The following is a 12,195-nucleotide window of genomic DNA, read 5'->3' on the forward strand; positions in this document are numbered from 1 at the left end:
GACAAGTCCGTAGGACTTTGTCGACAGTCTGAGAGAAACTATTTAAATAGTTTCTCTTTTTCATTGATTATGTAAAAGAAGAATGCTATTATGCTTTTGCAGTATGTATTCAATGTGCATATTGTATCCTTACTTCCTTAATGCTAGATTCAAAGCATTTCTGTTATTTTATTGTGTGTTTTCGTTACTTTCTCTCTAATCTATCCCAAACGAGAACACAGCCACCTTTCGAGGTGGCATACATAATGTGATCCACTTAACTATTTTAGGTGTGTCTTTTGACAAAATTAAAAACTTGTATTAACATGATTGGTACAATATCAAAAGATATTGTTCGTGTGTTATTGTTTCTCTATTTTCTTCTGCTTAGAATGTTGAAAAAGTCTTGATGATTTAAGTATGGATAATAGGGGGAGAGGTTGCTTAGGCAACCTCTTTTTTAGTTGATAGTAAATATAAGCATAAATGAATAGTACCATCAACATAGTGCTGTTTTATTTTTGCTAATCTAATAAATTTGCTTTTTAATATTTACTTAACATTGGAAATATGTTAAAATATTATTTGTTCATCTTTAATTTGCTTAAGTGAACTTGAAGTTTGATTACTTCCATTTCTATTATTTTATATATGCTTTGTGTCACTTGTGTTCCCTTCCTAAAATGCACAAGTGACAATTTTTATTACATATCAATTAGATTAGTACATGACTTTTAATACATTATATTGACTGCATCAAAGTAATGTATTATTATTTGATATACAATACCTTTTTAGGTATTGCCTTACTTATTATTTTTTGCTTTATTTTCTCTTTAATAGAGTGATCCTTACTTTTATTGGTATGACCACTTTTTATGTTACGAATGTTGTTGAAAAAGTCTTGTGTGTAAAGCAATAATAATAAGGAGAGGTTGCTTCGGCAACCTCTTTTTTATTATTGCATGGTTAATACTATTGAAATTATATATTTTTTTGATGAAAAAAGAGAGAAATGTTATAGTAGTTATTGAGTGTTATTCACTCATATATTTTTTTGCGCCTTAAGCGTTATCTGATATAGCCCGCAAACCTACATCAGATGACGCTTTTTAATTTGTAAGATCCCACCATTAAATAGGCAGTTTTTTGATACCATTTTTGATACCATTTTGTTTAAAAACAGAAAAAGTTTAGAAAATTTAAGTGCTTGAAATCGCATGAAATCAACGTTTTAAATTTCAAGAAATCCTAAAAAACTTCATTTTCAATCGAAATGGAAGGTTCTATCGGTTAATCCAATAGTGTTCATTGAATATAAGTATTAAAATACGCAGCATGCATACTTAATCGTATGTGTGCTGCTTTTTAATGTCTGAAGTTAAGTGAAAAGATAAGTGTAATGAAACAATAAAGAGATTTACCGAGATTTAAAGAGAATTATGTCAGGCATGTCAAACAAGTTCAGGGTTAATACGATTTTTGGTAATTTATTAAGCAAATTAGGACATGTTAAAGTCTACTCATACAATTTATATTGAAATTTAACGTGACGTAAAATTCTGAAATGTGGTATAAGTAAGTGATAAAATAAAGAAAACGTTTAGAGGGGAAACCTATGAAGAATAATCCAACTTTGTTAAAGATTCTAGCAGCAGTATTTATATTGTTAACAATTATCAGCCCGTTATTTGCGATTGGAAGTATAATTTGTAGTGTGAAAATCAAAAAATACAATGATGTCGTTGGAGATCGTTTTCTCACGATTTCTATAATTTGTGCAGTAATATTTATGGCGTTTCATTTTATCTACTATCTCACTTACTTATTTTAAAAGTATATTTTAAAAGCCGGAAAGTAAACAGTTACACTGTATCTTACTTTCTGGCTTTATTTTAGTTCATAAAAGTTAAATGATTAAATGATAAAAAGTCGTTAGTTGTATCTTTTAGAGATAAATTCTGTATCGATGTCTTATTGTTGAATAAGTTATTTATACAAAAGATTGACTGAGTAAAACTTTGAAGTGATTCATTTAAATTCTGTATAACACATTCAATATAGATTTCTTCAGTGCTTTTATCTATATTTACATTAAATGTTTGAATGTATTTGTATAGTAATTTAAGTGTTGGTTTCTGCTCAAACAACTCAGGTTTTTGAGATTTTAAATTAAATAGTGTATAGCCATCGTCACAAAGTGTGATAGTCTGCTTATCATCGCTAAAGATAGCATAAAGAATGATGTTATCCATCGTGCAATTTTAAAAGGAATTTCTACGCGTAGTGTATGTGAATTTATTTTCTTGAAATCTACTTGGTTAGATATCTAACGTTAAAGTGCAGTATTACTCCTAGAGGGATTGTTTTATTAAAAGTATTTTTTAAAGGTACTACAATTCATCTGAAAATTCGGTACAATGGTAATTAATCATTGTACTTCGTGAAAAGCGTGGAACTTGTTCGGTTTACATAAATAGAGAGATGGGAAATTAATAAGAAATATACGCTTTTTGACAGAGTCAATAAGAGTTTTAAGGGAGCGTCGGCCATCATGATTATAGCTATCATTATTTTAATTTTTGTTTCTTTCTTCTTTTCTGGCAGTGAAACGGCATTAACTGCTGCGAATAAAGTGAAATTACAGACTGAAAGCAGGAAAGGAGATCCAAAGGCAAAAAGGTTATTAGCACTTTTAAATAAACCTAGAGATTTTATCACAACGATTTTAATCGCAAATAACAGTGCGAATATCGTGTTGCCTACGCTAGTTACTATTCTTGCTGTACAACATGGTTGGAACGTGGGGATTGCATCTTTAGTGATTACAGTTGTGGTAATTATTGTTTCAGAAGTGATACCAAAATCTATTGCAGCAACTTATCCTGATGCGATTTCTAAATTAGTCTATCCGGTAATTCATTTATTTGTGGTAATCTTAACGCCGATTACTAAAATTTTAAATGGTTTAACTGGTTTGATTAACCGAATGCTTGCGAATGATAAATTCCAAAGCCAAACCATGTCTAAAGAAGAAGTGCGTACAATGGTAACCATTGCAGGGGCACAAGGGGCATTTAATGAGAATGAACGAGATCGTCTTCAAAGTGTTTTAACTTTCCAACAATTGCGTGTTAAAGATGTAGATACAACACCACGTGTCAATGTGACTGCATTCTCAAAAGATACACCATATGACGAAGTGTATGAAATTATTATGTCACACCCATATACACGTTATCCGGTCTATGATGAAGACATTGATAATATTGTGGGAGTCTTTCATTCAAAATACTTATTAATATGGAGTCGTCACTATGATAAAACATTAGAAGATTATATTTCTAAACCACTTTTTGTGAATGAGCACAATAAAGCTGAGTGGGTCATGCGTAAAATGATTGCGACACGTAAACACATCGCCATTGTATTAGATGAATATGGCGGTACGGATGCGATTATTACGATGGAAGACTTAATTGAGCAATTGCTTGGTTTAGATATTGAAGATGAAATGGATCAACATGAACAAAATAAAGTCGATGAACGTTTGAAAAATAGACAAAAGCCAAAAGCGAATCAATCATCTTTATAGGGAGTGTTCACATATGTGGTCAGATACAAAAATCACTGCACAACTTGGAATCAAGTATCCAATTATTCAAGCCGGAATGGCAGGCAATACAACGCCTGAATTAGTCGCTAGTGTGAGTAATAGCGGAGGCTTAGGAACGATAGGCGCAGGGTATTTCAGTTCAGAAAAACTTGCGGAGGAAATAGATAAAGTTAAATTATTAACCACTCAACCTTTTGCGGTTAATTTATTTGTGCCGAGTAAAAAACATATCAAGCGTGCGCAAGTTGATTTAATGAATGCATGGTTAAATCCTTATCGTCGTGCATTGGATTTAGAACAACCCGTAGTGAATTTATCTGAAACACAACAACTTGAACAACAAATTGATATCTTGATTGAAAAACGTGTACCCATTGTTAGTTTTACATTCGGTATTCCAGATGTCCATTTAATTCGTAAAATGCATGAACATCATATGATAGTGATGGGTACCGCGACTTCTGTTGAAGAAGCAATTGTGAATGAAGAAGCGGGTATTGATATTATTGTGACACAAGGTAGTGAGGCAGGCGGACATCGTGGATCATTTTTAAAACAAGAAGACGGAGAATATCCAATGATTGGCAGTATTTCACTTGTACCGCAAGTAGCTGATGCAGTGTCTATACCTGTAGTCGCAGCAGGCGGTATTATGGACGCCAGGGGTGTACTTGCTAGTCTGATTTTAGGTGCGTCAGGTGTACAGATGGGAACAGCCTTCTTAACATCACAAGAAAGCGGTGCAGATATTGCGTATAAGCAAGCAATTTTAAATAGCACAGAAACATCAACCGTGTTAACAAATGCTTTCAGTGGCAAAATGGCACGAGGTATCCGTAATGATTTTGTAGATTACCTGTCTACATTTCGTGGAGAAGTGCCAGAATACCCAATTCAAAACCAATTGACTTCAGCAATCCGTAAAGCATCGACTGCCAATCATGATCACTCATTAATGTCATTATGGAGTGGTCAGACACCAAGACTTGCGACAAGTCGTAAAGCGAATGAAGTCGTTGAATCTATAGTGCAGCAAATTGAAGATATGCGATTTCAATCATAGAAATTAAGAGGAATAAGTACTGCGTTGTTCATTGCGCAGTACTTATTTTTACTTCAATTCTAAGATGAAGTGAACAGGTTCTAGACATAAAATATGATAGAATGAGATTGGTGATTATGTATGATAGATATTGGACTGACAGGGTGGGGAGATCACGATTCTCTTTATACTGATCTAAGTCGTAAAACAGATAAATTAAAGACTTATGCGAGTCATTTTCCAGTGGTAGAATTAGATGTGTCGTATTATGCGATTCAACCCGAACGCAATATTAGAAAGTGGATAAAAGAAACACCCGATCGTTTTAAGTTTGTGGTGAAAATTCATCAAGCATTGACTTTGCATGCGGATTTTAAAGACTTTGCTGAGACACGAAATGAATTATTTGAAGAGTTCAAGTTAATGATTCAACCATTAATTGAAGCGGATAAACTTGCGATGGTACTTGTTCAGTTTCCGCCATGGTTTGACTGCAAGACTCAAAATATTAATTACATACGTTATGTACGTGAACATTTAAAACATGTACCGGTTTGTATAGAATTCAGAAATCAAACTTGGTTTGAAGGAGAGATGAAAGAACATACTTTAACCTTTTTAACAGAACAAGGCTTGATTCATGCGATTGTCGATGAACCGCAAGTCGGGGAAGGTTCAGCACCTTTCGTCAACCGCATTACAACGGATACAGCCTTTGTACGCTATCATGGACGTAACCGTCATGGTTGGACTAAGCAAGATATGACAGACGAAGCGTGGCGAGATGTCCGCTATTTATATGACTATACAACAGAAGAGTTAGAAGAACTTGCACAACATGTGCGTATTATTCAGCAAAAAGCTAAAAAGATTTATGTAGTTTTCAATAACAACTCAGGCGGTCACGCAGCAAACAATGCGAAAGAACTTCAACGAATTCTTGGTATTGACTACGAAGGCTTAGCACCGCAGCAGCTTAAATTATTTTAGGAAGTGATGATATGGTGAGTATTCTCTTACTCATTTTAATAGGAGCCTTATCAGCAATTTTAGGCTCGCTTGTCGGAATTGGAGGCGGATTAATTATAGTTCCGACATTAGTCTATTTAGGTGTGGAACATGATTTACTCCATGGGATTACGCCTCAAATAGCGATTGGAACTTCCTCAATTATTTTAATTGTGACAGGTTTAGTGTCTACATTAGGGTATTTAAAATCTAAGCAAGTAGATACAAAAAATGGTTATATATTCTTATTCGGATTATTACCAGGCTCCTTATTCGGTTCATTTATCAGTCGTTATTTAACGTTAGATTCATTTAATTTGTACTTCGGTATGTTTTTGATTCTGGTTTCGATTTTATTATTAGTACGTAATTCAATTAAGCCGATCAAACTCTTTGAAAAGAAAAAGTATGAAAAAACATATGTAGATAAAGATGGGACGATTTATCATTATCACGTGCCGCCTGTATTTGCATTCGTGGTAACATTTTTCATTGGAATTACAACAGGACTCTTCGGTATCGGCGGAGGCGCTTTAATGACACCATTAATGTTGATTGTGTTCAGATTCCCGCCGCACGTTGCGGTAGGTACAAGTATGATGATGATTTTCTTCTCTAGTGTGATGAGTTCTATCGGACATACTTTCCAAGGTCACGTTGCTTGGCATTATGCGCTTGTTTTAGTTATTTCAAGTTATGTCGGAGCTAAAATCGGTGTTAGAATCAACCAATCTATCAAGTCTAATACAGTAGTTGCTTTACTGAGAACGGTGATGCTGTTATTAGGGGTTTATCTTATTATTAAATCATTACTTTAAAGGAGGCGTCGAGTTTGAAATTAACGATTTATCATACGAATGATATTCACAGCCATCTGCATGCTTACGAGCGTATTGCTGCGTATATGGCAGAGCATAGACCATTACTAGACCATCCTTCACTTTATATAGATATCGGCGACCATGTTGATTTATCAGCACCTGTAACAGAAGCAACACATGGCCTTAAAAATATAGAATTATTAAATGACGCACATTGTGATATTGCGACAATCGGTAATAATGAAGGGATGACCATTTCACATGAAGATTTAAACGCATTATATGAAGATGCTGATTTTGCGGTTACTTGCAGTAATGTGTTTGATGAAGATGGCCATTTGCCACACCATATTACATCGAGTTATATTAAAGAAATTGAAGGTGTACGTATCTTATTTGTTGCCGCAACTGCACCTTTCACACCGTTCTATCGTGCTTTAGATTGGGTTGTTACTGATCCGATGGCTGCGATAAAAGATGAGGTAGAGAAACAAGCAGGTAATTATGATGTATTGATGATCATGAGTCATTGCGGTATCTTCTTCGACCGTAAATTATGTGAAGAGATTCCTGAAATTGATGTTATTTTTGGTAGTCACACCCATCATTATTTTGAAGAAGGCGAAATGAAAAATGGTGTTTTAATGGCAGCAGCAGGAAAATACGGTCATTTCTTAGGTGAAGTTAATTTAACGATTGAAAATAAGAAAGTCGTACATAAAACAGCAATCCTGCATCCTGAAGACACCTTGCCAGAAGTTGAAACGAACTTTAAAGAAGAAGGTAAAGCATTGATGAGTACGCCTTTAGTTGATCATCCTGTAAACTTAAAAAGAAAAACAGATATGATTACCAAAACAGCGTATTTACTTGCAGAAAGTGTATGTGAGTTCACACATGCAGATTGTGCAATTATTAACGCTGGGTTAGTAGTCAAAGGCATCGAAGGGCCGAATGTCACTGAATATGATGTGCATCAAATGTTGCCGCATCCGATTAATTTAGTACGTATCAAAATTACAGGCCGTGATTTAAAACAAGTTATCTTAACAGCTGAAGAACAAGCGTATATGCACGAACATGCGCAAGGTTTAGGATTTAGAGGCGATATTTTCGGCGGTTATATTTTATATCAAATGGGTTATATTGAATCAGAGTCCCGTTTCTTTGTTCAAGGGGAAGAGATTGTTGATGATCACATCTATACATTAGGAACTGTTGATATGTATACGTTTGGACGTTATTTCCCACTATTTAAAAACTTGCCGACAGAATATTTGATGCCAGAATTTTTAAGAGATATTTTCAAACAGAAATTATTAGAATTATGAATTATGACTTATAGCGTTTTCATTTTGTTATAAATTCGTTATAATAAGATGAAGATGAGTACACAGGAGGGTATGTGTTGTAATGGCTACAAAAAACAATGAGATTTTACGTAAACCGGACTGGTTGAAGATAAAGCTGAACACGAACGAGAACTATACTGGTCTTAAGAAGATGATGCGTGAGAAGAATTTAAACACTGTTTGCGAAGAAGCAAAGTGTCCGAATATACATGAGTGTTGGGGTGAGCGCCGAACAGCTACATTTATGATTTTAGGTGCAGTATGTACACGTGCTTGCCGCTTCTGTGCAGTTAAAACTGGCTTACCTAACGAATTAGACTTAGACGAGCCGGAACGTGTAGCAGAGTCAGTAGAAATTATGAACTTAAAACACGTGGTAATCACAGCAGTTGCGCGTGATGATTTACGTGATGCAGGTTCAAACGTTTATGCTGAAACAGTAAGAAAAGTAAGAGAACGCAATCCATATACGACAATTGAAATTTTACCATCAGATATGGGTGGCGACTATGATGCGCTTGAAACATTAATGGCATCTAAACCAGATATTTTAAACCACAATATCGAAACAGTACGTCGTTTAACTCCGAGAGTTCGTGCGCGTGCAACATATGACCGTACTTTAGAATTCTTAAGACGTTCTAAAGAATTACAACCAGATATTCCAACGAAATCAAGTATCATGGTTGGATTAGGCGAAACAATTGAAGAACTTCATGAAACAATGGATGATTTACGTGCAGCAGATGTAGATATTTTAACAATTGGACAATACTTACAACCTTCACGTAAACACTTGAAAGTTGAAAAATACTATTCACCATTAGAATTCGGTAAATTACGAAAAGTAGCAATGGAAAAAGGATTCAAACATTGCCAAGCTGGGCCATTAGTACGTAGTTCTTACCACGCAGATGAGCAAGTTAACGAAGCTGCGAAAGAAAAACAACGTATTGGTGAAGAAAAATTAAACGAATCAACTGAAGCATAATTGATAAGTATAGATTTGAATGGGGAAGAAGCGGGCTGAATCAGTCCGCTTCTTTCGTCATTCAACTACTGTTATAATGTATAATATAAGTAAATCTTCAAGATTGAAGTCAATAACACACGAGACATTGAAACAAGCAAAAATGCTCAAGAATAGAATTGATAGGTGACATACATGATAAAAGTAGGAGATAAATACTTCGAAATGATCGAACAATATCGTGATTGTTTCGATGAAGAACAATTTGCGAACCGTTATTCAGAAATACTAGATAAATATGATTTTGTAGTCGGTGACTTTGGCTATGAACAATTAAGACTCAAAGGTTTTTACAAAGACTCTAATAAAAAAGTAGAAATCAGTAAACGCTTTGCGACGATTCAAGATTACTTACTAGAATACTGCAACTTCGGTTGTGCTTATTTTATTTTACGTCGCATTCCTGAACGTGAACTGAAAAAACTGCGTGCACAAGAAGAAATAGAAGCCAATGCATCAGATAAATTACATGATGTTAAAATTGCGCCAAGTTTACCTTCTGATCAAAAACAAAAGGACAGCTGATCGATAGCTGTCCTTTTTGTTATATCAATTTTAAAGTTGTTATTAGTGTTTAATATTAGTACTCTCCACTATCAAATGTGCCACTAGGGATAACATCTTTTAAATATGCTGTCAGTTCTTCTCCCTCTGCTTCACTGACACCTAATGTATAAGCAATATAACCATCTTCTGCTAAGTCGTCTGGTCCAATAATTCCAAATTTGTTTGTCTGCATGTTAAGTACAAGTACTTTTCCGTAATGACGATTGGTTTGGAACATCATTAAATCATAGCGACTTTCTTCTCCGACCATTCCAACATATTGTACATCAGCTTCTTCGTTATCATCGTATAAAAACATCTCTATCATGATTTCATTGACTCCTTTGTACATTCTCTTTTCTCAAGTATAAACAGAAATGATTTGTACTGCAAAGATGTGATATGATTGAGGGGATGAGGAGTTGAATAACATGTATTTTGTTGATAAAGATAAATTGACGTATAAGCTGAATTACTTACAAAAGTTAACAGAAGATTATTCAGAAAATAAAGAGAACCATTATGCATTTGAAAGAATTGCACAAATGTTGATTGAGTCTTCCGTAGATATTGGAAATATGGTCATTGATGGTTTTGTTTTAAGAGATCCAGGTAATTATAAAGATGTCATTGATATTTTAGAATTAGAAGGTGTGATTTCTAAAGAAACACAACAAGGTATCAATCAAACCGTAGATGTACGTAAACGATTTGTACATCAATATGATCAATTAGATACAAAAGATTTAATCCCTTTATTTGATGCTTCACTTAAAGACTATGAACGTTTTATTGATGAAGTCATCAATTTCTTAAACAATGAAAATGTACCCGTTACAGCATTTGGAAAAGGAGACCAGAAATAAATGAAACAATACAAAGGTTATCTGATTGACTTAGATGGCACAATGTATAAAGGCGCTGATGAAATTGACGGCGCTAAGCAATTCATTGATTATTTAAACCAACATGACATTCCACATTTGTATGTGACAAACAATTCTACTAAAGTGCCAGAAGATGTTGTGAAGAAATTAGCTGCATTCGGCATTGAAGCGACACCAGAAGAAGTAGTTACATCTGCTTTAGCAACAGCACATTATATTAAACAAGAAAATGCGCAAGCTTCCATTTATGTCATCGGTGAAGGCGGACTTCGTCAAGCATTATTAAATCAAGGTTTAACATTGATTGATGACACACATGTGGATTATGTCGTAGTCGGTTTAGATACTAAAGTCGATTATGATAAATTCTCACAAGGTACACTCGGTGTGCGTAATGGTGCGAAGTTTATTTCGACAAACCAAGATATATCTATTCCGAATGAACGTGGTTTCTTACCAGGTAATGGTGCAATCACAAGTGTGATTACAACATCTACTAAAGTACAACCGACGTTTATCGGTAAACCCCAGCCGATTATTATGGATATGGCAATGGATGTTATTAATTTGCCGAAAGAAGAAGTCGCAATGGTCGGCGATTTATATGAAACTGACATTATGTCAGGTATCAACGCAGGTATTGATACGATTCATGTACAAACAGGTGTAACAAGTAAGGAAGAATTAGCAGAAAAAGAACAACAACCAACTTACACATTCAAAGATTTGAATGAGGTAATCAAAGACTTAGAAGGGTAGGTGTTACGATGACCAAAGTGTTAGTGACACGTAAAGTACCAGATAAATTTATTCAACAATTAGAAGAATTTGCGGATGTGAAGATGTGGGATGAAGAATTCATTCCGATGCCGCGCGAAAAATTCTTAGAAGAAATCAAAGATGCAGAAGCAGCATTTATCACATTAAGCGAAAGAATTGATGAAGAAACATTAGAAGCGGCACCTAATTTAAAAATCGTTGCGAACATGGCTGTCGGCTATGACAACATCAATATTGCTTTAGCAGAAGAACATGGTGTAACCGTAACGAACACACCAGGTGTCTTAACTGAAACAACAGCAGAGCTCGGCTTCACATTAATGCTTGCGACAGCACGCAGAATCGTAGAAGCAGCAAAGTATATTAAAGATGATGAATGGAAAAGCTGGGGACCTTACTTGCTTGCAGGTAAAGATGTCCATGGTTCCAATGTAGGTATCTTCGGTATGGGTGATATCGGTAAAGCCTTTGCACGTCGCTTAAAAGGTTTTGAAGCGAACGTGATGTATCATAACCGCAGTCGTCACCGTAGAGCTGAAAAAGAATTAGGTGTACTCTATGTCTCATTTGATGAACTGTTAGAAAACAGTGATTTTGTCGTATGTACAGCACCTTTAACAGAGGAAACAAAAGATAAATTTAATGCGGCAGCCTTTAAGAAAATGCGTAATGATGCAATATTTATCAATATCGGCCGTGGTGCAACGGTTGTTGAAGATGACTTGCTGCAAGCATTAAAAGAGGGTGAAATCGGCGGTGCAGGTTTAGATGTATTCAGAGAAGAACCAATCCGTGCAGATCATCCGTTATTACAATTACCAAACGTTACTGCTTTACCGCACATTGGTAGTGCGTCAGTTGTAACGCGTGATAGAATGATTCAACTTTCTATTAATAATGTGAAATCAGTACTGCAAGGCCAACCGGCTATTACACCAGTTACTGATAAATAATAAACAGAAAAAGAATGCAGTGTACATACGAACAGTGTGTATCACTGCATTTTTCTTATTTTACATTTTAATTTTGTGATAGGGCTGAGGGCGGATGTGACAAGCAAATAAAAAGCATTACAATTCTGTTAGGGTGGAAAGGATTGTATTTCCAACCGAAGAGAAGTAAACTGTAAATGCT

General features: G+C 35.0%; 12 protein-coding genes. 10 read left to right on the forward strand and 2 right to left on the reverse strand.

Annotated elements, in window-relative coordinates; genetic code table 11:
• Positions 1 to 1,874: 1,874 nt before the first annotated feature.
• Positions 1,875 to 2,234 carry a DUF1828 domain-containing protein gene (locus HMPREF3031_RS13915; RefSeq protein WP_070848747.1) on the reverse strand — a complete coding sequence of 120 codons (360 nt, stop codon included), beginning with the start codon at positions 2,232 to 2,234 and terminating at the stop codon, positions 1,875 to 1,877.
• A gap of 299 nt (positions 2,235 to 2,533) precedes the next feature.
• Here HMPREF3031_RS13915 and HMPREF3031_RS11350 point away from each other — a divergent pair, with 299 nt between their 5' ends.
• The 7 genes from HMPREF3031_RS11350 (at position 2,534) to HMPREF3031_RS11380 (ending at position 9,373) form a co-directional block, all read left to right on the forward strand.
• On the forward strand, positions 2,534 to 3,574 hold the full coding sequence (locus HMPREF3031_RS11350) for a hemolysin family protein (protein ID WP_002481618.1): 1,041 nt from the start codon (positions 2,534 to 2,536) through the stop codon (positions 3,572 to 3,574).
• Positions 3,575 to 3,587: 13 nt separating this feature from the next.
• On the forward strand, positions 3,588 to 4,658 hold the full coding sequence (locus tag HMPREF3031_RS11355) for an NAD(P)H-dependent flavin oxidoreductase (protein WP_002481619.1): 1,071 nt from the start codon (positions 3,588 to 3,590) through the stop codon (positions 4,656 to 4,658).
• Positions 4,659 to 4,778: 120 nt separating this feature from the next.
• Positions 4,779 to 5,627, forward strand: coding sequence for a DUF72 domain-containing protein (locus tag HMPREF3031_RS11360; RefSeq protein WP_002481620.1), 849 nt, complete (start codon positions 4,779 to 4,781; stop codon positions 5,625 to 5,627).
• Positions 5,628 to 5,638: 11 nt separating this feature from the next.
• Positions 5,639 to 6,463 (forward strand): sulfite exporter TauE/SafE family protein, encoded by an 825-nt coding sequence (locus tag HMPREF3031_RS11365; protein WP_002481621.1) that lies wholly within the window; start codon positions 5,639 to 5,641, stop codon positions 6,461 to 6,463.
• Between the two features lie 14 nt (positions 6,464 to 6,477).
• Entirely contained in the window at positions 6,478 to 7,797 is a 1,320-nt protein-coding gene (locus HMPREF3031_RS11370) for a bifunctional metallophosphatase/5'-nucleotidase (protein ID WP_002481622.1), read from the forward strand.
• 82 nt (positions 7,798 to 7,879) lie between these two features.
• Entirely contained in the window at positions 7,880 to 8,809 is a 930-nt protein-coding gene (lipA, locus tag HMPREF3031_RS11375; protein ID WP_002481623.1) for a lipoyl synthase, read from the forward strand.
• Between the two features lie 174 nt (positions 8,810 to 8,983).
• Positions 8,984 to 9,373 (forward strand): YutD family protein, encoded by a 390-nt coding sequence (locus HMPREF3031_RS11380; protein ID WP_002481624.1) that lies wholly within the window; start codon positions 8,984 to 8,986, stop codon positions 9,371 to 9,373.
• A gap of 55 nt (positions 9,374 to 9,428) precedes the next feature.
• On the opposite strand, the gene HMPREF3031_RS11385 is transcribed toward HMPREF3031_RS11380, so the two are convergent.
• Positions 9,429 to 9,722, reverse strand: a complete 294-nt coding sequence (locus HMPREF3031_RS11385) for a DUF3055 domain-containing protein (protein WP_002481625.1) — start codon at positions 9,720 to 9,722, stop codon at positions 9,429 to 9,431.
• A 103-nt stretch (positions 9,723 to 9,825) separates the two neighbouring features.
• Between HMPREF3031_RS11385 and HMPREF3031_RS11390 the strand changes: the two genes are divergently transcribed.
• From HMPREF3031_RS11390 to HMPREF3031_RS11400, 3 genes are read left to right on the forward strand one after another with little or no spacing between them, the layout of a single operon-like run.
• Positions 9,826 to 10,260, forward strand: a complete 435-nt coding sequence (locus HMPREF3031_RS11390; RefSeq protein ID WP_023016020.1) for a type VII toxin-antitoxin system HepT family RNase toxin — start codon at positions 9,826 to 9,828, stop codon at positions 10,258 to 10,260.
• A complete protein-coding gene (locus HMPREF3031_RS11395; protein WP_002481627.1) occupies positions 10,261 to 11,040 on the forward strand; it encodes a TIGR01457 family HAD-type hydrolase in 780 nt (259 codons plus the stop codon).
• Positions 11,041 to 11,048: 8 nt separating this feature from the next.
• Entirely contained in the window at positions 11,049 to 12,014 is a 966-nt protein-coding gene (locus HMPREF3031_RS11400; RefSeq protein WP_061054817.1) for a 2-hydroxyacid dehydrogenase, read from the forward strand.
• The last annotated feature ends 181 nt before the right edge of the window (positions 12,015 to 12,195 follow it).

Origin of the sequence: Staphylococcus sp. HMSC072B07 (assembly GCF_001815505.1) — a bacterium.
GTDB lineage: Bacteria > Bacillota > Bacilli > Staphylococcales > Staphylococcaceae > Staphylococcus > Staphylococcus simulans.